Here is a 22,072-nt window from a genome sequence, read left to right on the forward strand (position 1 = left end):
AAAGCCGGTCCGTCGGCCCATCCCAGCCTGCGGCATAGCCCATCTTGTGGTCGGGGCGCAGACGGGCCACACCAACCTGTTGCTGGATGAAACCGATCAGGCCGGCCGGGTTCGGGAACTCGTTATTGCGCAGCGTGATCAATGCACCCTTGGGCCCCGCATCGAGCTTTTCGATATTGGCGACCCGACACCATTGTTTGATGGTAACCACATCCAGAAGGTTTTCGACTTCTTTGGGCAGCTTACCAAACCGGTCGATCATCTCGGCAGCAAACTGATCGACTTCTTCACGGGATCGCAATTCCGAGATACGGCGGTAAAGACCAAGGCGCACACCAAGATCGGGCACATATCGATCCGGAATCAGAACTGGCATGCCGATATTGATCTGCGGGACGAAGCTTGCTTCTTCTGATGCGTCGATCTCGCCCTTGGCTTCTGCCACGGCTTCTTCGATCATCTGTTGATACAGCTCGATCCCGACTTCCTTGATATGCCCGGATTGTTCTTCACCCAGCAGGTTCCCTGCCCCGCGAATATCAAGATCATGGCTTGCCAGATTAAAACCAGCCCCCAGGCTATCAAGCGTCTGCATGACTTCGAGACGCTTTAGCGCAGTCGCCGTCAGCTTCTTGCCATGTGGCAGCGTCATATAGGCATAAGCACGTTGTTTGGAGCGCCCGATGCGCCCGCGCAGCTGATAAAGCTGTGCCAGACCAAACATGTCGGCCCGATGGATGATCATGGTGTTGGCGTTCGGAACATCAATGCCAGATTCAATGATGTTGGTTGCCAGCAACAGATCAAATTTACGGTCGGTAAAGTCGGTCATGACCTGTTCAAGGTCACGTGCGCCCATCTGGCCATGCGCCACGTCAAACTTGATTTCCGGCACAAGGTTTTCAAGTTCCTTGGCAACCCGACCCAATTCGTTGACCCGTGGGCAGACATAGAAAATCTGGCCGCCACGATGGCGTTCGCGCAAGATGGCCTCGCGCACGACAACCGGATCGTAGGGCGTGATATAGGTTCGGACAGCAAGACGATCGACTGGCGGGGTTGCAATGATCGACAGTTCCTTGACCCCGGTCAGTGCCAACTGCAAGGTTCGTGGAATTGGTGTCGCGGTCAGGGTCAGAACATGCACATCAGATTTCAGTTCCTTGAGCCGTTCCTTGTGCTTCACGCCGAAATGCTGTTCTTCATCAACAATCAGAAGTCCAAGGTCCTTGAAATGTACACCGGTTCCCAAAAGGGCGTGGGTTCCACAAACAATATCAACATGTCCGCTTTCGATATTGTCCTTGACCAGTTTGGCATTCTTGCCAGTGACAAGACGCGATAGCTGTTCAACGCGAACCGGCAAACCTTCAAAGCGTTCCTTGAAATTCAGGTAATGCTGACGACACAAAAGGGTTGTGGGTGCGACCACGGCGACCTGCTTGCCCGACATGACAGCCGCAAAGGCAGCACGCATGGCGACCTCAGTCTTGCCAAACCCGACATCGCCGCAGACAAGACGATCCATCGGTTTGCCAGCCGAAAGGTCATCAAGCGTATCGCGGATCGCACGTGCCTGGTCCTCGGTTTCGGCAAACGGGAAGCCTGCGCAGAACTCGTCATAGGCGCCTTCAGGGGCCTGAAGTGTTGCGCCTTTGCGCAAGTGGCGTTCGGCAGCGACCTTGATCAGCTTGCCTGCCATGTCGCGGATGCGTTCACGCAGCTTGGCCTTACGCGCCTGCCACGCAACCCCACCCAGCTTATCAAGGATCGAGACACCCTCGTCCGAGCCATAACGTGACAGGACCTCGATATTCTCGACCGGGACAAACAGCTTGTCGCCCCCGTCATATTCAAGTTCCAGACAGTCATGGGGGGCTCCACCCGCTGTAACGGTTTTAAGGCCCAGATAACGCCCAATACCGTGTTCAAGGTGGACAACAAGGTCGCCTTCAGAAATCTCGGACGCTTCGCGCAGGAAGTTGTCGGCCTTGCGGCGCCTTCCGCCAGGGCGGCTCATGCGATCGCCAAGGATATCCTGCTCGGTTACAAACCACAGACCCTTGCGCCGGAAGCCTCGTTCAATATCAAGGATGACCACTCCGACATGTTCATGCGTCAGGTCATCGGTAACGTCTTCCCAGCACTCGCATGGGACGACCTTGCCCACCCCATGTTCGCGCAGCAGCGAGACAATCCTGTCGCGCGAGCCATCGGAATATGCCGCAATGACAACCTGGTTCTCCTTGCCGCGCTGGGTCGTGATGAAATCACGAAGCTCGTCATACAGATTGACGTCCGCACGTGCACGGATATCCCCAAAATCACGGCCTGCGCGCGCCCCAAGGTCATAAATGCCGCGTTCCGGATTTTCATCGTCATAGTACGGCGAAAATTCCAGAACCGGGCGGTCTGACAACAGGCGGTCAAACTCTGCCTGATCAAGGTAAAGCCGTTCTGGTGGTACAGGTTTGTAGACGTTATCGCCCGAAAGACCGCCACCCTTGATATTAAGGCGCGCCTGATAATAATCATCGATCATCTCCAGGCGGTTTTCGATGACCTCATTATACTGATAATCAAGGCTGATGATGGTTTCGGGCACGTAGGCAAAGATCGTGTCCAGACCGTCGTGGAATAGCGGCAACCAATGTTCCATCCCGCCATATTTCAGGCCATTGGAAATCGATTCATAAAGCGGATCGGTCTGCGAAACCGCACCGAACAGCTCGCGATAACCACTTCGGAAACGCGAAATGCTGTCCGGATCAAGATAGACCTCGCCCACAGGTAAAAGAGCTATTTCCTTGATCTTGCCAACGGTACGCTGGGTTTCGACATCAAAGCGACGGATGCTTTCGATCTCGTCGCCAAAGAAATCAAGACGCACCGGCTCTTTCATACCTGGTGCAAAGATATCAACAATGTCGCCGCGAACAGCGTAGTCACCCGGTTCCATTACCTGTTCGGCGCGGTTGTAGCCCATGCGCTCGAAATAAGCGGTCAGGTCTGCGCGGTCGTATTCACTACCAGCTTTGAAGGCCAGCTTGCCCTTGCGCATGACATCAACGGTCGGAACGCGTTGCATTACCGCAGCGGCGGTTGTCAGGACAATACGCCCGTTTCCGGCGGCGGATTCCACACTATCAGCAAGGGTTGTCAGCGTTTCAACGCGACGTGCCGTTACCTCGGAAATCGGTGAAACACGGTCATATGGCAGGCAATCCCAAGCCGGCAGGGTCAGGACTTCGATTTCACCGGCAAAAAATTGCAGTGCCTGGGCCAGTTGGGCCATGCGCTTGTCATCACGCGCTACATGAAGAACGGTTTTGTTCTTGCCGGCACTGTCGAGCAACTCGCGCAAGATCAGGGCGTCCGCACCCTCTGGTACACCGCCTACCCGTTTGCGACCGGTGGTCGATATAATTTCTTTGATTTTATTCAATGTCTTGTCAGGCGTTGCTGAGTGCACGGATCATGCGCAGGACATCGGTATCATACTGCGCCGGTGCCTCTTCCTTGCCGGTAGCCCATTTGAAGAAATCGGCATCCGGCACTTCGTTGATCAGGGTCTCGAATGTATCAAGCTGTTCTTTGGTGAGCGTCGCAAGATGCTTATCCATGAAACGGCCCATCAGGATATCGTTCTCCTTGGTGCCACGATGGCTTCCACGGAACAGCAGCTTTTTGCGGCGCATTTCAAGGTCCGATACGGTGTCGGTCATTATACGATCTCCTGACTTCCTGTGCAGTGCCTTGCGGGCAGCGGCTGCAGCCTGTTCTGTGGCATGGTTTGTACGGCAAAATCTCCTACGGGTCCATGCCGTGATCGGGTCATTTTGCATCAAATGATGACTTGATGGTTGTGGCGGGATAGTTTTGTTGTATACCCGTGCCATAAACGCAATTGTTCTATTAACGTTCTCATCGAAAGTTTCAACGAAAACCGTCATGCGTCCGGAAATTCTGTTCCCGCTTTTTGCTGAAATTGACACGCTGGCCGGTATCGGACCACGCTTGAAGCCGCTGGTCGCGCGCCTGATCGGTGGGGAACATGTCGCCGATCTGTTGTGGCATTTGCCATCGGGCATCATTGATCGCCGGTTTTCGCCGGACCTTTCGGACACCATCGACGGATCGATCGTTACCATGGACGTCTGGGTCGAACGCCATGACCCTGCGCCCAACCGTCGTCGCCCCTATCGTGTGGTCTGTAAAACCCAAAGCGGTACGCTTGTTCTGGCGTTTTTCAATGCACGGGCAAAATACCTGAATGACGTGCTTCCGGTTGGCGAAAAGCGGATTGTTTCGGGCAAGATTGACCATTACCGCGGTGAATTCCAGATCACCCATCCCGACCGGATCGGCACAGAGGCAGAACGTTCTGAAATCCAGACGGTCGAGCCAGTCTATCCGATGTCGGCCGGGGTCACAGGCAAAACCCTTAGCAAGGCGGTACGGGGCGCGCTTGAAACGCTTCCCGATTTACCAGAATGGCATGACCCGGCGCTGGTCGCGCGTCACAAATGGCCGGATTTAAAAACGGCACTCTATACCGTTCACAACCCGCAAGACGAAACCGACCTTTCTCCTGACCATCCGGCGCGCAAACGCCTTGCTTATGATGAGTTGCTTGCCAATCAGCTGGCACTGACATTGATCCGCGCCAAGATGCGCAAACTTGGCGGGCGTGTAACCAAGGGCGATGGACGTCTGCGCGAGGCACTTGGCAACCACCTGCCCTTTGCCATGACCGGTGCTCAGCAACGCGCCCTTGCTGATATCTATGACGACATGGCAAGCGAGGGCCGGATGCTTCGTTTGCTTCAAGGAGATGTCGGGTCGGGTAAGACCGTCGTCGCACTCATGGCCATGCTCAATGCAGTTGAGTGCGGACGTCAGGCGGCTCTGATGGCGCCGACCGAAATTCTTGCACGCCAGCATTTTGAAACCATTTCGCCGCTGCTAGAGAAAATCGGGATCAAATGCGCCATCCTGACCGGTCGCGATAAGGGTAAAGCCCGCAAGACTGCCCTTGAAGGCTTTGCCAACGGAGATGTCCAGATTGCTGTCGGGACGCATGCCCTGTTTCAAAATGATGTCGCCTTCCATGATCTTGCCTTTGCGGTTGTCGACGAACAGCATCGCTTCGGCGTGCATCAACGTTTAATGCTGGCGGGCAAAGGTCAGGCGGTTGATGTCCTGGTGATGACGGCAACACCGATACCGCGAACCCTGACCCTGACAGCGTTTGGAGATATGGAAGTTTCGCGGCTGGATGAAAAACCACCGGGACGCAAGCCGGTTGATACGCGCGTACTGCCGATCGACAAGGTCGATGATGTTATTTCAGGCATCGGGCGCGCCATGCGTAGCGGCACCAAGAGTTACTGGGTTTGCCCGTTGGTCGAGGATTCCGAGGTTCTGGACCTGCAAGCCGCAGAGGAACGTTATCGCGTGTTGGCAGAGCTTTTTGGTGCAGAGCGTGTCGGCCTTGTCCATGGCAAGATGAAGGGCAAGGAAAAGGACGAGGTCATGGAAAAGTTCGCCCATGGCGATACCTCCATCCTTGTCGCAACGACGGTAATTGAAGTGGGCGTGAACGTGCCGGAAGCGACGATCATGGTGATTGAGCATTCCGAGCGTTTCGGTCTGGCACAACTTCATCAGCTTCGCGGTCGGATTGGCCGTGGTGACGCGGCATCGACCTGTTTGTTGCTTTATGGCAGCCCGCTTGGACAGGTTTCCAAGGCGCGTCTCAAAATCATGCGTGAAACCGAGGATGGGTTCATCATTGCTGAAGAAGACCTGAAACTTCGTGGGGCTGGTGAGGTTCTGGGAACACGCCAAAGTGGCCTTCAGGAATACAGACTTGCCAATCTAGAACTGCATGGAGATTTGCTGGCCATCGCAAGGGATGATGCGCGTTTGATTGTCGAGCGTGATCCGGACCTTCAAAAGACCCGCGGTGATGCATTGCGTTTGTTGTTATATTTGTTCGAACGTGATGAAGCGGTTCGATATTTCAGGTCTGGATAAAAAACAAGGGCGCATCAAGATGATGCGCCCTTTTCTGTCGGACATTAACGATGCATTGCGATCACGCGTCTTCGGGTGTCTTGCCATCCTTTGCCTGCGGGTCAGAGTTTTCTGTCCGTGCAGGTATGTCGCGCGAGACCAGGATTGGAACGTTTTCCTTTTCGCGAAGGGTATCGACATCCTCATAGGTTTTTGCCGAGACCTTTGGCTGGTTGCGTTCTGCTTCCGGGCGACGGTCTGGCGGGGTCACGATACCACCCGACATGACCATCTTGATGGCTTCTTCAACCGTCATATCAAGGATCACTACATCACGCTTGGGCACGAACAGCAAAAAGCCCGACGTCGGGTTTGGTGTTGTCGGCAGGAAAATGTTGATGACCTTGTCTTCGGTCAGGTTCTGTACCTCACCAGTCGTTTCGCCGGTGATAAAGCCAATTGCCCACATGCCGCGGCGTGGATACTCCAGAAGCACCGCCTGACGAAACGCATTGGACTGATTGGCCAGAACCGTTTCCAGTATCTGCTTTACCGCACCATAGATGCTGCGCACCGCCGGGATACGGCCAAGAATGCGTTCGTAAAGTTTAATGAGCGCCCGACCGGCAAAGTTGGTGGTGAACCAGCCAACGACGGTGATAAAAACGATTATGACCAACAGGCCAAAACCGGGAATCCCGTATTCCTCATAGCCTACCGGAAGATAGGATTCCGGATTGTAATGGGCCGGGATCAGAGGGATGACCTTGCTATCGACGAACTCGATAAACCACCATGCAATGCCAAAGGTAATCGCAAGAGGTGCACTGACAAGCACACCTGTCAGGAAATAGGCTCTCATCCGGGCAAACATCCCCGGACTTGGAATGACATGATCCGAACCCTTGTTTTCCGGATCATCGTTATTGTCGCGCTTGGCGTTCATTGAGCACCTGTGCAAAAGAGCCAAATATCAAGAACCAAAAACTGCAAGATTAGTCTTTGGTTTTTGGTCATTGTACGTGAGAATATGGCAAAGCTGGGACTTAAGACCGGGTTGTTCCCGCTTATTAAAGTGATAGCAGTAATCAAGTTTGCGGTGCAACCAACAAACCGTAATTCGCAGATCAGAATTGTTGTGGAGACGTTTTGCAGGTCTGGATTGTTGAATATATTTACGATGATGACGGTTCGGTCGGGATCAAGACCGCGAAGGTCCGCGCCCCTGACTATGAAACCGCACGGCAGTTTGCCATCGGCGACGCCCCATCGCGGGATTTTGTGATGTCACTCCATCCGGAGTCCGAGGAACAGTTTCTTGGAACCCCGGGCATTCGGGCGCGTGAAATGACTGGTAAGGTTGTCCACGAAGTCCCCGACCCCGATGATGATTTGGAAGAAGATGATGACGATTACTGAACTTGATGATCAGCGAACCTTTTTGCCGCGTCCTCTTGTCGGGGTTGGTGCCGTTGTATGGCACAAGGACCATGTTCTGTTAATTCAGCGTGGCAAAGAACCCCATTTGGGAACCTGGAGTCTACCGGGCGGTGCGCAGGAACTTGGTGAAACCGTGCGTGATGCCGTTTGCCGCGAAGTTCTTGAAGAAACCGGGGTCAAAATCTCAAGCCCGATCCTTGTTGATGCGGTGGATATGATTTCGACCAACGAGGATGACAAGGTCGAGTATCACTATACACTGATCGACTTTGTAGCGGTGGCGCTTAATCCTGACGTTACGCTTGGCGGGGATGCCGCTGATGCAAAATGGGTTAATGTCAAGGATGTGACCAAGTACGCCCTTTGGAACAAGACCATTGAAATCATCGCCAAATCCCGCGATGTACTCTCGAAGGGTTGAGCGACTCCTTCGCGACGTCAGACAATATCGCATGAAAAAGGCGGCACCAGTTTGATCCCGCCTTTTGTTTTGAATGCAGTGTTGTGCTTACGCCGCTGAATGCTGGGTCAGGACGCTTTCCTGGATTTTCTTGAAAGCGCGCGCTTCGAGCTGACGAACACGCTCGCGGCTAACACCAAAACGTTCGCCAAGTTTTTCAAGCGTGATCGGATCATCGCTCAGGAAGCGGGCCTTGATGATTTCCTGTTCGCGTTCAGGCAATTCACCCAAGGCATTTTTCAGCATGCCGTTATGAAGAACACGTTCTTCGGCATCGGCAACCAGTGCTTCAGGGCTTGGTGCATCAGACGACAGGGTATCGAGATACTCCATCCCCTCGTCTTTTGGCATCGGCGTGTTAAGCGAGAAGTCACGCGCCGCAAGGCGACGGTTCATATCAAGCGCTTCCCGACCGGTCACACCAAGTTTTTCGGCGACCTGATCAGCTTCCTCTGGCGAAAGCTCACCATTGTCATAGATGTTAAGCTGACGCTTGGCCTTGCGCAGGCTGAAGAACAGCTTTTTCTGCGCTGCCATGGTGCCGAGTTTAACCATCGACCAGCTTTGCAGGATGTATTCCGTCACAGCGGCGCGGATCCACCACATTGCATAGGTCGAAAGACGGAAACCGCGTTCCGGGTCAAACTTCTGCACGGCACGCATCAGACCTGTGTTGCCTTCTGCAACGAGGTCGGCCATCGGCAGGCCGTAGCCGCGATAACCGAACGCAATCTTGGCAACAAGACGCAGGTGACTGGTCACAAGTTTATGGGCGGCCTCGGTGTCATCATGATCCTGATAACGGTGGGCCAGCATGTATTCTTCATCTGCCGTAAGCATGGGGAATTTCCAGACTTCACGGAGATAACCCGAGAAACCTTCTTCCTGAGGAACGGCTGGTAATTTAATGGCGCTCATTCTATGTCCTCCTGAGAGGTTTACACGTCGGGATGTGTATTGGATACGGAATCCATCACAAGCTAGATGACGCGCAAACACTATCGGTTGTGAAATAATTCACGTGGACGACCGGAACTCGTTCGAAGACAAGTGCAATCCGGTCGTATCTCATTCCAAAGTCACCTATGGAAGAGGACAGCAGACGCTAATAAGAAGTGTATTCATCGTGTCTCATCCTTACTCGAAGCAAATCGACAATTTACATGTCCGCCAATTGGCCGGACGTTGATCCGGCGGTGCCTTTGGGCCCCCACCCGCATTTATTAATATATCTAAACCCGACCAAATCCGTCAAGAACTTATGACCAGTGTTTCAGTTATATTAATTCCTCGATATCAGCGTTTTAGGATTTATAGCCGACAAAATCAGTCAGGTACTTAAAACGCCAATGGTTAACGCTAGGATCGATATAAGGCGAAACAAAGGCAGCCTTCCAAATTTCAGTTATTACACATCAAAACAGGATTTTTGACCTGATGCCGCCCCAACCGCCCCAACCGCCCCAACCACCACGATCGGCCCGCAGAGATGGATTCCATCAAACACCTGCCATAAGATGGTGGTGAATACAGTTTTGCCCGGAGTTAATATGCCCAGCTTGCCAACGAATGCGCCCTGCCCCTGTGGTACTGGCGACGCTTATGTATCCTGTTGCGGGAAATATCATTCAGGCAACACAAGTGCCGAAACTGCCGAAAAGCTGATGCGATCACGTTATTCTGCCTTTGTACTGCGTGATGGGACTTACCTTCTTTCAACGTTGGCAGAGGAAAATCGTTCCGGATTCAATGCGGACACGATTGCGCAGGACAAGACCAATTGGACTGGGCTGGAAATCATCGACGTTGTTTCGGGTGGTGTGCTTGATCAAACCGGCATTGTTGAGTTCATCGCCCATTTCGAAGAAAACGGAGCCAAGCACCAACTTCATGAGCGATCCAATTTCGAGCGTCGAAACGGCAGATGGCTTTATGTTGATGGTGTTTTTCCCGGGGCTAAGCGCGATGCCGGTGCAGCTTCCGTGAGTTCGGGATCGGTGAAAACCGGTCGGAATGACCCCTGCCCCTGTGGCTCAGGCAAGAAATTCAAGAAATGCTGTGGCTAACCCACAAATTCCAGTGCCCAGCGATGAAATGGTCGCAACAGGTTTTCATGCGCTTCTTTATAAGGCATCCAGATCAATTCGTGATCCTGATCTATGGGCGGGCCAAGCTTTTCGGTCAGCTCGCACTCAAAGAAGGTCGCACGCTTTAACCGATAGCGATCCTTCGCTGCGTTATTGACATACTGAGATGCGAAGCCCAACCGCGATATGATCTGAGCACGGTAACCGGATTCTTCGTAAGCCTCGCGATAGAGGGCATCACGTTCACTTTCGCCGTCCTCGACCCCGCCGCCTAACAGAACGATCCCTTTGGGCGTGCGGGCAACGGCAACATCGCCGTTGTCACGAGAGATAACGGCATAAACGCAGTCCTGAACGCTATAGCTTCGCCCCATGCGCGGGGTTCCAAATATCGGCCCGGCCAAAAAACACTCCCTTAAGCCGCCAAGTATGATCTTCAACCTTAAATCAGGTTTTCTTAAATATTTACAGTCTCGCAGCCAAAAACGATCTGATTTGGGAAGTCCATTTCATGTGTGGTCGGGGTGCTGTTTGTCAAATGCATATCACCCCAAAACCAAAACACCCCAAAACAACCAGTGCTTTGGGGTGCATTGAACTTGATTGGCAAATGATGGCCTAGAACGGGATCTCGTCATCAAGGTCCGGGCTACCGGCCGGTGCCGAACCACCACCCGACGATCCACCGTTCCCCCAACCGGCATCAGAGCCGCCGCCAAATCCGCCGCTGTCCTGGCCGCCGCCATAGCCGCCACCAGAGGACGAGCCGCCACCCATGCCCCCGCCATCGCCGCCGCCGCGGTTATCAAGCATGGTCAGGTTGGAGTTGAAGCCTTCAAGCACAACTTCGGTGGTGTAATTGTCTTTGCCGTCCTGTCCCTGCCATTTACGGGTGCGGAGCTGGCCTTCGATGTAAAGCTTGCTGCCTTTTTTCACAAAGCGCTCGACCACATCCGCAAGACCTTCATTGAACACGACAATGCGGTGCCATTCGGTGCGCTCGCGGCGCTCACCAGACTGACGGTCACGCCACTGTTCGGAGGTTGCGATGCTGAAATTGGCGATCTTTTTGCCAGCCTGGGTAAACCGGATTTCAGGATCGCGGCCAAGGTTCCCGACGAGAATGACTTTATTGACACTGCCAGCCATGGGTTATCTTCCAAAGTTTGTGTTGTCCGCTGTCCCGATTGGTCGGGACTTGTGGGTTATCATTGCGCAAAAATGCGCTGCATTAAAGTTTCAAGTGCAATGCGATCCGTTTCATCAAACGAATTGGCTTCGACACTATCTACGTCGAGCACCGCGATCAACTGTCCATCCGCATTAGTCACCGGCACGACGATTTCCGAATTGGTCCGGCTATCGCACGCGATATGCCCCGGGAACGCATGAACATCGGCGACCACCTGCGTTTCAAGTTTAGAGGCAGCAGCACCACAGACACCGCGCCCGAATGGAATGCGAAGGCAGCCAAGCGTGCCCTGGTACGGACCGACGACCAGTTCGTTTTCCTTATGGGGATCAACATTATAGAAGCCCGTCCAGAAGTAATAGTCGAACTTTTGCGAAAGGATACAGCAAACCGTCGCCATAAGCGCGGTCACGTCCGTTTCGCCTTCGGTAATGCTGATCAGTTCTTTTTCTGCTTCTTCGTAAAGCGCTTGTTTCTGTTCGGTCTGCACGATGTACTCCTTAACTTTCGCCGATAGGAACTACCCCGTTCCGGTCTGTTGAGACAAGGGTAAACTGGACAAATGGAAAACAAAAAACGCCCCTGACAGGTAAGTTGTCAGAGGCGTCAGATAGATAGCTGTTAACTGCGATATCGCTCAGATACGCTTGCCGCTTTCGACATCAAAGAGATGGATTTTCTCGGCCGGAACGGACAGATTTATTTTCTGTCCTTGCGTGAACTGATGGGTTCCCTGCAGTCGAAGCGTGACGTTATCTGCATTTGCGCCAAAATCCAGATATGCCAGCGTTTCCGCACCAAGTGATTCCACCATGCGCACACTGGCATCAATGCGGCCGTGACCATCACTATGCATTTGCAGATGTTCCGGACGGATACCGACCGTGACATCCCGTCCCCCGTCGACATCGTGATCAAGTTCGAGTTCGACACCATCGCCAACCGTCACATGCTTTTTGTCGTCCGAGACCTTGCCTTTGAGGAAATTCATCGCCGGCGATCCGATAAAGCCGGCAACGAACTGGCTTGCCGGCCTTTCATAGACGTCAATCGGTGAGCCGATCTGTTCCGCGACACCGCCATTCATGACAATCAGACGGTCTGCAAGCGTCATTGCTTCGACCTGGTCGTGGGTAACGTAGACCGACGTAATTCCAAGACGTTGCTGAAGATTCTTGATTTCAAGGCGCATGTCCACACGCAGCTTGGCATCAAGGTTTGACAGCGGTTCGTCAAACAGGAAGACCTTGGGTTGGCGCACAATCGCGCGCCCCATGGCAACACGTTGGCGCTGCCCGCCTGACAGCTGGCGCGGTTTGCGCTCAAGGTAATCTTCAAGCTGAAGGATGCGTGCAGCCTCACGGACCTTTGCATCGATCTCGGCTTTGCTATGACCGCGATTTTTAAGGCCATAAGCCATGTTGTCATAGTTGTTCATATGCGGATAAAGCGCGTAGTTCTGGAAAACCATCGCAATATCCCGATCAGCCGGTGCGACCTTATTGACGACCTTGTCATCAATGCTGATCTCACCATCAGAAATGCCCTCAAGGCCGGCGATCATGCGCAACAATGTTGATTTGCCACAGCCCGACGGGCCAACAAGAACGGTAAACTCTCCATCCTCGATTTTAAGGTCAATGCCGTGAATGGCCTTATAGCCATTCGGGTACGTTTTTTCGGCCTTGTTAAGCGTTACAGTTGCCATCTTAGTATCCTGTATGCGGATCGGTTGTTTTCAATTCAAACTCGTGGGAGACGGAGATCATTTCTCCGTCTCGACCAGTCCTTTGACGAACATGCGCTGAAAGATCACCACCACCAGTACCGGCGGGATCGATGCCATGATTGTCAGTGCGAATGCTTTGGGAAATTGCGGGATCTGCCCGCCTTCATAAAGCGAGTTATAGACCTGCTTGATCCCGATCACGATGGTGTAAAGCTGATCATCGGTCGTCATCAAAAGCGGCCAGAGATACTGGTTCCAGCCAACCACGAACATGATGATGAAGATCGCGGCAATCATGGTGACAGACAGCGGTACCAGAATATCGATAAAGAAGCGCAACGCCCCTGCACCATCTAGCCTTGCGGCCTCAAGCAATTCGTCGGGGACGGAACGGTAAAACTGCCGGAAGAAGAATGTACCGGTTGCCGAGGCGATCAACGGCAGGATCAGACCGGTATAGCTGTTGAGCAGCCCAAGGCTTGCCACGACCTCATAAGAGGGCACGATGCGCACTTCGAGCGGCAGCAACAGGGTCGAGAAGATGATCCAGAACAGCGGCACAGCCAGCTTGAATCGGAAATAGACAATCGCATAGGCCGCCATCATCGAAATGATCACTTTGCCAATCGCAAAGCCAAGGCCAAGCACCATGCTGTTAAACAGCATCTCAAGCGCGGTCACCCTGCCCTTTGTTGCCTCGGCATCAAACAGGATAGCCCCATAATTGGAAAAGAACTCACCGCCCGGCCAGAATTGAAGGCCGTGCTGGAAGACATATTCACGGGTATGGGTTGATGATGCAAAGGCGACCCAGACCGGAAGGATCATGAAAAGTGCGCCAAGCACCAGAATGGTGTGGTTGGTAAATATACGCCATTTGGACTGATACATGATGACGTTCCCCCTAGTAATGCACTTTGCGTTCGATGAAGCGGAACTGGAACACAGTCAGGACACTGACCATGATCATCAGCAAGACTGACTGGGCCGCACTGCCGCCCATATCCGCACCCAGGAAGCCATCGACATAAACCTTGTAGACAAGGGTTGCAGTCGAGCCACCCGGCGCGCCCTTGGTCGAAACGTCGATAATCCCAAAGGTTTCAAAGAAGGCATATGTCAGGTTGATCACCAGCAAGAAGAAGGTTGTTGGTGCCAGAAGCGGGAATGTGATGGTCCAGAAACGGCGTTCCGGGCTTTTGCAATCAAGGGTCGCGGCTTCCTGTATCGATTTCGGAATGCCTTGCAGTCCTGACAGGAAGAAGATGAAGTTCACGCTGACCTGTTTCCAGACCGCAATCAGAATGACGACAAACGCGGCGTCATTGGGGTTCTCGATGTGGTTAAACTCAAACCCGAAGCTGTTAAAGGCCATGTAAAGGTCGCCCATTAACGGGTTGAACATCATAATGCCAAGCAGGCCAGCCACCGGCGGTGCAATGGCATATCCCCACATCAGAAGTGTTTTATAGGTTTTTGCCCCGCGGATGACTTCGTCGGCGCGCACTGCAAGGAACAGCGAAATCGCGATCGAAAGTACGGAAACAAGAACAGAGAATACGACGGTAAAGATGGCGGAGCGCGTCCATGAACTGCTTGAAAGCACATCTTCAAAATTGCGGAACCAGACAAACTGCGAAGACAGGCCAAAGGCGTCTTCAAGCAAGAAGGACTGGTACAGTGCCTGGGCCGCAGGCCACAGGAAGAATATGGAAATAATCAGAATTTGCGGCGCGATGAAAAGGTATGGCACCGCGCTATGTTCAAATTGTACGCGCTTCATTGTGAACGCAACCTCAAGGCAGAATCAGAAAATGCAAAACAGGGCGGCCAAAAGATCGGCCGCCCCGCATTTGCGAAAAGCAGATTAGTTCGAATAGGTATCGTTGAAGCGATCCAGAAGACCGTTTGCTTCTTCTTCGATGGTCGCAAAGGCTGCATCAACGGTTTCTTCGCCGTTCATGATCTTGTCGACTTCACGATAGATGACTTCGCGGATCTGGACGTAGAAGCCAAGACGGTAACCTTTGGTCCACTCGCCGCCTTCTTCGGAAAGCTGGATGATACCAACTTCGGCATCTGGGCTTTCGTTGTAGTAGCCGTCCGATTTTGCGAGATCATATGCCGCGTTGGTGATCGGAACATAACCGGTTTCTTTGTGCCAGTAGTACTGGGTTTCCGGCTTGGTCAGGAATTTGAAGAATTCAGCTACACCGGCATCCTGTTCGGCATCATGCCCAGAGAACGCGAAAAGAGCAGCGCCGCCAATGAAGGTTGATTTCGGTGCTTCGCCAACATTTTCCCAGTACGGCAGGGTTGAGGTGCCGAAGTCGAACTGTGCGGATTTGCGAAGACCACCGAACGAACCGGAGGAACCGATCCACATTGCAACCTGCTGCTGAACGAAGGCATCCTGGTTGGCGCCCCATGCACGGCCGTAATAACCATAATAGCCAGCGTCTTTCCAGTCTTTGACGTGCTGCCAGTGGTCTTTCAGAGCATCGTTGTTGTAGAGGATTTCAACATCAGTGCTGTCATAGCCGTTGTTGCCCGTCGCCATCTGAAGGTTATGACGCGACATGAAGTTTTCGAAGAAGATCCAAGGGCTGTGCGACTGTGCAAGCGCGGTGTAACCGGCTTCTTTGAGCTTCGGCGCAGCAGCTTCGAATTCCTGCCAGGTTTTCGGAACGTCAACACCGGCTTTGGCCAGCGCTTCTTTGTTGTAATACAGAAGCGGGGTCGAGCTATTAAACGGCATGCCGATCATCTTGCCGTCTGAATCGGCATAGAAGTAGCGAACACCCGGGATGTAATCGTTGATGTTGAAGGCAACATCGTTCTCTTCGAGCAGATCCTGAACCGGCTTAACAGCGCCTTTGGCGTTGATGATGGTGGCTGCACCGGCATCGAAGATCTGAATGATGTTCGGCTGGTTGTTTGCACGGAACGCTGCGATACCTGCCGTCATGGTGTCTTCGTAACCACCTTTGTTGATGGATACGAGTTTGTATTCATCTTGGCTGGCGTTGAAGTCTTCGGTGATCTGGTTGACGACGTCACCCAGGGCGCCGTCCATTGCGTGCCACCAGGTGATTTCGGTTGCAGCCTGTGCGGTGTTGCCGATGGCAAACACGGCAGCAGCGGCCATCAGTGTCTTGCGGAACATTGTCAAGTAACTCCCTATTGAAAACTTGTCGCGAGACGCCGCCCGTAATCCGGCGCCCGGCTAGACGTTCGTTTTCTTCTCGAGGGCGTTTTCACTCAAGTGACAGTTTTCGGAAACTTACTTTTGATGTGCGAATTGGTTGTGATCTGACATAAAAACAGCCAATTTATGATCGAACGAACATCAAAAATATTCATTATGACGCTTGACCACAGCCATCCTCCGACCAGTCTCAACAACAAGAATTAGCTTGGGTTTTAAGGGTGTTGATCAAACCTCTTCGTTATTTCAGTGTGTTGCGGTGCTCTTGTTATGTTTCAGACAAATGAAGTTTTTACGACGGAAGCATGAAAACAGGTCGTTCCGGCGCACGCTTTCGCGATGTTCGAGAAATGTTCATGTTCGAATAATGCGAAAGTTTTCATTCACAGGCGGCATCGACCGCAAAATTGAACCTTTGATTTTATCCCGCAATACGATTGCGGCAGTCGCATCAGCCCTTTACGATGCATGAACCCCGTTTCCAGACACGCAGAGATCGGAGATTCAGGCGTGAGTGTATTTGCCATAAGAAATGCCCGAATCTTTGATGGTAGCGATTTTCTGGCTGATCATGCGGTGCTTGTGAGAGATGGAAAAATTGACGCGATCATTGCGGATGGCAGCGTACCTGATGGTGTCGAAACCATCGACGGCAAAGGACAAACCCTCGCACCCGGTTTGATAGATGTTCAAGTAAATGGCGGCGGCGGCGTATTGCTAAATAACGCACCTGATGTCGAGACGATCAAAACCATGGTCACGGCCCATCGCAAGTTTGGCACCACGGCGATGTTGCCAACCTTGATCACAGACACCCGCGAAAAGATGGAAGCCGCAATCACGGCTGTTCAGGAAGCCATTGACGGTGATCTGCCCGGTGTGATTGGTATTCATCTCGAAGGGCCCTACCTCAACCATCAAAGGCGCGGCGTGCATCCAGATGATCAGATCCGTCACATGGAAGACGATGCCATCGAATTGCTCTCAGGCCTGCGCAATGGTCGAACACTTGTGACACTGGCACCTGAAAATGTTGCGAAAGGCGCGATAAAGGAACTTGTCGCCCGCGATGTGCTTGTATGTGCCGGCCACACAGCTGGTACCTATGAAGACATGATGTCGGCAATTGACGAAGGCATGCAGGGCTTCACGCACTTGTATAATGCCATGAGCCCCCTTTCCCATCGTGCGCCCGGCGTCGTCGGCGCAGCACTTTCCGATGACAGGACATGGTGTGGTCTGATCGCCGATGGCTATCATGTGCATCCAGCGGTCATAAAGGCTTCTGTACGCGCCAAGGTCAAAGGCAAGATGATGTTGGTAACTGATGCCATGCCAACAGTAGGCGCCGTTGAGAAGCGGTTCAAACTGGGGGAAGAAGAAATCATTGCGGTCGATGGCCGCTGTGCGCTTGCGGATGGAACGCTGGCAGGATCGGATCTTGATATGATTTCGGCTGTCAGAAATTGCATGGGAATGGCGGAAGTCAGGCTTGATGAGGCCCTTCGCATGGCTTCGTTATACCCCGCGCAGTTTCTTGGCCTTGATCATGTTCTTGGGCGATTGGCGCACGGGTATCAGGCCGATATGATTTTGTTCGATGATCAGTTCGCGGTTACCCGGAGCTGGGTCAAAGGAGCCGAACAGGCCTGTGTCTGAGCAAAAGTGAGATTTTCCGAAAGTCTATAACGGAAAGCCTTGACCTGAGGCGGCATTTCGAAGATGCATTGGGCTCTGTAACAGTTTGTATGCAGGATCCTCAGGAGATTTTGCTGTTGACCTGTTTTTGCTCTGACCCCCAGGAGGAGTACCCACATGCCTTCCGTTAAACCCGGTGTTGTTACCGGTGCTGCCTACCGCGAACTCGTTGCTGCCTGCAAGCAGGACGGTTACGCCCTTCCCGCCGTCAACATTACGTCTTCAAGCACGATGAACGCAGCCCTTGAAGCTGCTGCAAATGCCGGTTCTGACATCATCATTCAGCTGTCGAATGGTGGCGCGCAGTTCTTTGCCGGCAAGGGCATCAAGGACGCTGCCACTGCCCGTGTTCTGGGCGCTGTTTCTGCTGCCCGCCATGCACAGCTTCTGGCTGAGCATTATGGTGTGGCTGTCGTCATGCATACCGACCATGCCAACCGCAAGTTCGTGCCGTGGGTCGATGAAATGCTGAAATGGAGCGAAAAGGCCTATGCCGAAACCGGCAAGGCGCTATACAGCTCCCACATGCTTGATCTGTCCGAAGAGTCCGTAGAAGACAACCTTGCGACCTGCGAGACCTTCCTGAAGCGGATGTCCGCCATTGAAATGAGCCTTGAGATCGAACTGGGCGTCACCGGTGGTGAAGAAGACGGTATCGGCCAGGAACTTGATACCTCGGTTGAGGAAATCGATCCGCGCCTTTACACCCGTCCGGAAGAAGTTGAAGAAGCCTATCGTCGTCTTTCCCCGCTCGGTCACTTCTCTGTCGCGGCTGCGTTTGGCAACGTGCACGGCGTTTACAAGCCGGGCAACGTCAAGCTGCGTCCGGAAATCCTGCTGGAAAGCCAGAAGTATGTCGCCGAAAAGCACGGCCTTGGGGATCGCCCGCTTGATTTCGTGTTCCATGGTGGCTCCGGTTCGGAGAAAGAGAAAATCGAAGAAGCGGTCAGCTATGGCTGCTTTAAGATGAACATCGATACCGACACCCAGTTCGCCTATGCCCGCCCGGTTGGCGAGTATGTCGAAGCCAATGATCGCGCCTTTAAGTACCAGGTCGATCCGGAAACCGATCAACCCTACAAAAAGCAATATGATCCGCGTGTCTGGATCCGCGAAGCTGAACTTTCCATGGCCGCTCGCCTTGAAGAGGCTTTCAAGGACCTTGGTGCAACCGGTCGCACGGTTACCAAAGGCTAAGTCAGAAAAAAACTGACCTTTTTGGTCACAGGATTTATGAAGCCCGCCGGTCTTGTCCGGCGGGCTTTTTCGTGGCCCCATCGCCTCTGGGATTGTTAATTGCCAGTCTCCTGACAAATACTGACAGGAACTGTCAGGGGTGCGCTTGCGTATAGCTAATGGCTCCTCTATACATTCCCCGAACAATTCAGGAACAAAAGGCCCGACATGCTGACGAAAATTTCGGTTCGCGGTGCGAAAGAACACAACCTTCAGAATATTGATGTGGAACTGCCGCGCGATTCTCTTGTGGTGATTACCGGCCTGTCGGGTTCCGGCAAAAGTTCGTTGGCGTTCGATACCATTTATGCCGAAGGCCAACGACGCTATGTCGAAAGCCTGTCAGCTTATGCACGCCAGTTCCTTGAACTGATGCAAAAACCTGACGTCGAATATATCGATGGCCTGTCGCCAGCAATTTCCATCGAACAGAAAACGACTTCCAAGAACCCACGCTCGACCGTCGGTACTGTCACCGAGATTTATGACTATATGCGTCTGCTCTGGGCACGCGTCGGCATTCCCTATTCGCCTGCAACCGGCCTTCCAATTGTCAGCCAGACGGTATCGCAAATGGTTGACCGCGTTATGGAAATGGATGAAGGCACGCGTCTTTATCTGCTGGCCCCGATCGTGCGTGGCCGCAAAGGCGAATATAAGAAAGAACTGCGTGAATTGCGCGCGCGTGGCTTCCAGCGCGTTAAAATCGATGGTGAAATGTATGACATCGACGAAGCACCGGAACTCAATAAAAAGCTTAAGCACGATATCTCCGTCGTGGTTGATCGCCTGATCGTCAAGGAGGGTATTTCCACGCGTTTGGCAGACAGTTTTGAAACTGCGCTTGAGCTGACTGACGGGATTGTGCTGACGGAAGATGCCAAAACCGGCGAAACCACAGTGTTTTCGGCAAAGTTCGCCTGCCCGGTTTCCGGCTTCACCATCGAGGAAATCGAACCGCGTCTGTTTTCATTCAACAACCCGTTTGGTGCCTGCCCGGCCTGTGATGGCCTCGGAACCCAAATGGAATTCGATCCGATGCTGGTCGTCCCGGATGAAAGCAAGACGCTCGAAAATGGCGCCGTCGCCCCCTGGGCCAGCACGACATCGAAATACTATCTCCAGACCCTGAAATCGGTTGCGAAGCACTTTGACTTCAAAACCAATGTCGCGTGGGAAAAACTGCCGAAGAAGGCCCAGGACATCATCCTGTATGGTTCCGGTGACGAGGAAGTCACGGTGACCTATGATGATGGTTCGCGCAGCTATAAGGTTTCCCGCCCGTTCGAAGGCGTCATTCCCAATATGTCACGTCGTTGGCGTGAAACAGATAGCCAGTGGGCGCGCGATGAGCTGTCAAAATATCAGATGGTGTCAAACTGCCCGACCTGTTCTGGCAAGCGCCTGAAGCCTGAAGCGCTGGCCGTCAAGGTTGATGGCTGCGACATTTCACAGATTACAGACCTGTCGATTGCCAAGGCAGGTGACTGGTTCCTGGCACTGGAAGAAAAGCTGAACGAGAAAGAAACCGAAATCGCGCGCCGTATCCTGCGTGAAATCAATGATCGACTGCGCTTCCTGCGCGATGTCGGTCTGGATTATCTTTCAATGTCACGCACCTCGGGCACGCTTTCTGGTGGTGAAAGCCAGCGTATCCGGTTGGCTTCCCAGATCGGTTCAGGTCTGACGGGCGTTCTTTATGTGCTTGATGAACCATCGATCGGCCTGCACCAGCGCGATAATGATCGTCTGCTTGAAACACTCAAACGCTTGCGCGATCTGGGCAATACGGTTCTGGTTGTTGAACATGACGAGGATGCCATTCGTGCAGCCGACTATGTTGTCGACATGGGGCCAGGTGCAGGTATTCATGGCGGCCGTATTGTTGCCGAAGGTACACCCGAGCAGATCCAGCAGAATCCGGACAGCCTCACGGGCAAATACCTTGTCGGGGTTGAACAGATCGCGGTACCAAAGGAACGCCGCAAGGGTAACGGCAAGGCCATCAGCATCACGGGCGCCACAGCCAACAACCTTCAGGGCATTGATGTTGACTTCCCGCTGGGCAAGTTCATTTGCGTGACTGGGGTTTCCGGTGGCGGCAAATCAAGTCTTGTCATCGAAACGCTGTATAAGGCGTTGGCAAAACGTATGCACAATGCGCGTCACCATCCAGGCGCCCATGACGAGATCAAGGGTGTCGAGCTGATCGACAAGATCATTGATATCGACCAAAGCCCGATTGGCCGAACCCCGCGTTCCAACCCAGTAACCTATACCGGTGCCTTTACGCCGATCCGCGAATGGTTCGCCCAATTGCCAGAGGCAAAAACACGCGGATACAAGCCCGGCCGGTTTTCCTTCAACGTAAAAGGCGGCCGTTGCGAAGCATGCCAGGGCGATGGCGTGATCAAGATTGAAATGCACTTCCTGCCCGACGTTTACGTTGAATGTGACCAGTGCAAGGGCCATCGATATAACCGAGAAACCTTGGAAATATCGTTTAAGGGCAAATCGATATCCGACGTCCTTGATATGACAGTTGAGGAAGGCGCGGACTTCTTCAAGGCCGTTCCATCCATCCGCGACAAGATGGAAACCCTCAAACAGGTCGGGCTTTCCTATATCCATCTGGGACAGCAGGCCACGACCCTATCGGGTGGTGAAGCCCAACGTGTGAAGCTCGCCAAGGAACTGTCAAAGCGCGCAACCGGTCGAACAATCTATATCCTTGATGAACCGACGACCGGTTTGCATTTCCACGACATTCGCAAGCTACTTGAAGTGTTGCATACGCTGGTTGATCAGGGAAATACGGTCGTTGTGATCGAACATAACCTGGATGTCATCAAGACCGCCGACTGGATCATTGATATCGGCCCCGAAGGTGGTGATGGTGGCGGTCAGCTTGTAGGTACAGGAACGCCAGAAGACATCATGGGCAACGAGCGCAGCTATACCGGACGCTATTTGAAGCGCCATCTAGGACTGGAATAAAACATAA

18 protein-coding genes are annotated in these 22,072 nt (G+C 53.0%); 7 read left to right on the forward strand and 11 right to left on the reverse strand.

Annotated elements, in window-relative coordinates:
* On the reverse strand, positions 1-3,445 hold a 3,445-nt coding region (mfd, locus tag B2R48_RS00365; RefSeq protein WP_296996399.1), incomplete at its 3' end, for a transcription-repair coupling factor.
* Between the two features lie 7 nt (positions 3,446-3,452).
* Positions 3,453-3,725, reverse strand: coding sequence for a succinate dehydrogenase assembly factor 2 (locus tag B2R48_RS00370; RefSeq protein ID WP_296996402.1), 273 nt, complete (start codon positions 3,723-3,725; stop codon positions 3,453-3,455).
* Positions 3,726-3,951: 226 nt separating this feature from the next.
* Here B2R48_RS00370 and recG point away from each other — a divergent pair, with 226 nt between their 5' ends.
* A complete protein-coding gene (recG, locus tag B2R48_RS00375) occupies positions 3,952-6,039 on the forward strand; it encodes an ATP-dependent DNA helicase RecG (protein WP_296996405.1) in 2,088 nt (695 codons plus the stop codon).
* A gap of 61 nt (positions 6,040-6,100) precedes the next feature.
* On the opposite strand, the gene B2R48_RS00380 is transcribed toward recG, so the two are convergent.
* Positions 6,101-6,964 carry a DUF502 domain-containing protein gene (locus B2R48_RS00380; RefSeq protein ID WP_296996408.1) on the reverse strand — a complete coding sequence of 288 codons (864 nt, stop codon included), beginning with the start codon at positions 6,962-6,964 and terminating at the stop codon, positions 6,101-6,103.
* Positions 6,965-7,167: 203 nt separating this feature from the next.
* Between B2R48_RS00380 and B2R48_RS00385 the strand changes: the two genes are divergently transcribed.
* Positions 7,168-7,437, forward strand: a complete 270-nt coding sequence (locus B2R48_RS00385) for a hypothetical protein (RefSeq protein ID WP_062954899.1) — start codon at positions 7,168-7,170, stop codon at positions 7,435-7,437.
* Entirely contained in the window at positions 7,424-7,879 is a 456-nt protein-coding gene (locus B2R48_RS00390) for an NUDIX hydrolase (protein ID WP_062954900.1), read from the forward strand. Before B2R48_RS00385 ends, B2R48_RS00390 begins: the two co-directional genes overlap by 14 nt.
* 87 nt (positions 7,880-7,966) lie before the next feature.
* On the opposite strand, the gene rpoH is transcribed toward B2R48_RS00390, so the two are convergent.
* Positions 7,967-8,836 (reverse strand): RNA polymerase sigma factor RpoH, encoded by an 870-nt coding sequence (gene rpoH / locus B2R48_RS00395; protein ID WP_062954901.1) that lies wholly within the window; start codon positions 8,834-8,836, stop codon positions 7,967-7,969.
* A gap of 632 nt (positions 8,837-9,468) precedes the next feature.
* On the opposite strand from rpoH, the gene B2R48_RS00400 reads away from it, so the two are divergent.
* Positions 9,469-9,984: a YchJ family protein gene (locus B2R48_RS00400; RefSeq protein ID WP_296996420.1), complete on the forward strand. Its 516-nt coding sequence runs from the start codon at positions 9,469-9,471 to the stop codon at positions 9,982-9,984.
* Here the strand turns inward: B2R48_RS00400 and B2R48_RS00405 are convergent.
* The 7 genes from B2R48_RS00405 to B2R48_RS00435 all read right to left on the reverse strand — a co-directional run bounded on the left by B2R48_RS00405 (position 9,981) and on the right by B2R48_RS00435 (position 16,092).
* Positions 9,981-10,379 carry an NUDIX domain-containing protein gene (locus tag B2R48_RS00405; protein WP_232310578.1) on the reverse strand — a complete coding sequence of 133 codons (399 nt, stop codon included), beginning with the start codon at positions 10,377-10,379 and terminating at the stop codon, positions 9,981-9,983. The genes B2R48_RS00400 and B2R48_RS00405 overlap by 4 nt on opposite strands.
* Before the next feature lie 244 nt (positions 10,380-10,623).
* Positions 10,624-11,154 carry a single-stranded DNA-binding protein gene (gene ssb, locus B2R48_RS00410; RefSeq protein WP_062954904.1) on the reverse strand — a complete coding sequence of 177 codons (531 nt, stop codon included), beginning with the start codon at positions 11,152-11,154 and terminating at the stop codon, positions 10,624-10,626.
* Positions 11,155-11,213: 59 nt separating this feature from the next.
* Positions 11,214-11,687, reverse strand: a complete 474-nt coding sequence (locus B2R48_RS00415; protein WP_296996426.1) for a GAF domain-containing protein — start codon at positions 11,685-11,687, stop codon at positions 11,214-11,216.
* 147 nt (positions 11,688-11,834) lie between these two features.
* Positions 11,835-12,905, reverse strand: a complete 1,071-nt coding sequence (locus B2R48_RS00420) for a sn-glycerol-3-phosphate import ATP-binding protein UgpC (protein WP_296996429.1) — start codon at positions 12,903-12,905, stop codon at positions 11,835-11,837.
* 57 nt (positions 12,906-12,962) lie between these two features.
* The gene (gene ugpE / locus B2R48_RS00425) at positions 12,963-13,817 is read right to left on the reverse strand and encodes a sn-glycerol-3-phosphate ABC transporter permease UgpE (RefSeq protein ID WP_296996432.1); all 855 of its coding nucleotides are present in this window, start codon (positions 13,815-13,817) and stop codon (positions 12,963-12,965) included.
* Positions 13,818-13,830: 13 nt separating this feature from the next.
* A complete protein-coding gene (locus B2R48_RS00430; protein WP_296996435.1) occupies positions 13,831-14,709 on the reverse strand; it encodes an ABC transporter permease subunit in 879 nt (292 codons plus the stop codon).
* Positions 14,710-14,793: 84 nt separating this feature from the next.
* A complete protein-coding gene (locus B2R48_RS00435; protein WP_296996439.1) occupies positions 14,794-16,092 on the reverse strand; it encodes an extracellular solute-binding protein in 1,299 nt (432 codons plus the stop codon).
* A 552-nt stretch (positions 16,093-16,644) separates the two neighbouring features.
* Here B2R48_RS00435 and nagA point away from each other — a divergent pair.
* From nagA to uvrA, 3 genes are all read left to right on the forward strand, one after another.
* The gene (nagA, locus tag B2R48_RS00440; protein WP_296996442.1) at positions 16,645-17,793 is read left to right on the forward strand and encodes an N-acetylglucosamine-6-phosphate deacetylase; all 1,149 of its coding nucleotides are present in this window, start codon (positions 16,645-16,647) and stop codon (positions 17,791-17,793) included.
* 156 nt (positions 17,794-17,949) lie between these two features.
* Positions 17,950-19,029, forward strand: coding sequence for a class II fructose-bisphosphate aldolase (gene fbaA / locus B2R48_RS00445; RefSeq protein WP_213473115.1), 1,080 nt, complete (start codon positions 17,950-17,952; stop codon positions 19,027-19,029).
* A gap of 207 nt (positions 19,030-19,236) precedes the next feature.
* Complete coding sequence (gene uvrA, locus B2R48_RS00450; RefSeq protein WP_296996450.1) at positions 19,237-22,065, forward strand: excinuclease ABC subunit UvrA; 2,829 nt, start codon at positions 19,237-19,239, stop codon at positions 22,063-22,065.
* The last annotated feature ends 7 nt before the right edge of the window (positions 22,066-22,072 follow it).

It is taken from the genome of Thalassospira sp. UBA848 (assembly GCF_002295455.1).
GTDB lineage: Bacteria > Pseudomonadota > Alphaproteobacteria > Rhodospirillales > Thalassospiraceae > Thalassospira.

Bases quoted from the DNA above. Each gene is read 5' to 3' on its own strand.
- B2R48_RS00370 (WP_296996402.1), bottom strand. From the start codon at position 3,725: ATGACCGACACCGTATCGGACCTTGAAATGCGCCGCAAAAAGCTGCTG.
- recG (WP_296996405.1), top strand. From the start codon at position 3,952: ATGCGTCCGGAAATTCTGTTCCCGCTTTTTGCTGAAATTGACACGCTG.
- B2R48_RS00380 (WP_296996408.1), bottom strand. From the start codon at position 6,964: ATGAACGCCAAGCGCGACAATAACGATGATCCGGAAAACAAGGGTTCG.
- B2R48_RS00390 (WP_062954900.1), top strand. From the start codon at position 7,424: ATGACGATTACTGAACTTGATGATCAGCGAACCTTTTTGCCGCGTCCT.
- rpoH (WP_062954901.1), bottom strand. From the start codon at position 8,836: ATGAGCGCCATTAAATTACCAGCCGTTCCTCAGGAAGAAGGTTTCTCG.
- B2R48_RS00400 (WP_296996420.1), top strand. From the start codon at position 9,469: ATGCCCAGCTTGCCAACGAATGCGCCCTGCCCCTGTGGTACTGGCGAC.
- B2R48_RS00405 (WP_232310578.1), bottom strand. From the start codon at position 10,379: ATGGGGCGAAGCTATAGCGTTCAGGACTGCGTTTATGCCGTTATCTCT.
- ssb (WP_062954904.1), bottom strand. From the start codon at position 11,154: ATGGCTGGCAGTGTCAATAAAGTCATTCTCGTCGGGAACCTTGGCCGC.
- B2R48_RS00420 (WP_296996429.1), bottom strand. From the start codon at position 12,905: ATGGCAACTGTAACGCTTAACAAGGCCGAAAAAACGTACCCGAATGGC.
- ugpE (WP_296996432.1), bottom strand. From the start codon at position 13,817: ATGTATCAGTCCAAATGGCGTATATTTACCAACCACACCATTCTGGTG.
- B2R48_RS00430 (WP_296996435.1), bottom strand. From the start codon at position 14,709: ATGAAGCGCGTACAATTTGAACATAGCGCGGTGCCATACCTTTTCATC.
- B2R48_RS00435 (WP_296996439.1), bottom strand. From the start codon at position 16,092: ATGTTCCGCAAGACACTGATGGCCGCTGCTGCCGTGTTTGCCATCGGC.
- fbaA (WP_213473115.1), top strand. From the start codon at position 17,950: ATGCCTTCCGTTAAACCCGGTGTTGTTACCGGTGCTGCCTACCGCGAA.
- uvrA (WP_296996450.1), top strand. From the start codon at position 19,237: ATGCTGACGAAAATTTCGGTTCGCGGTGCGAAAGAACACAACCTTCAG.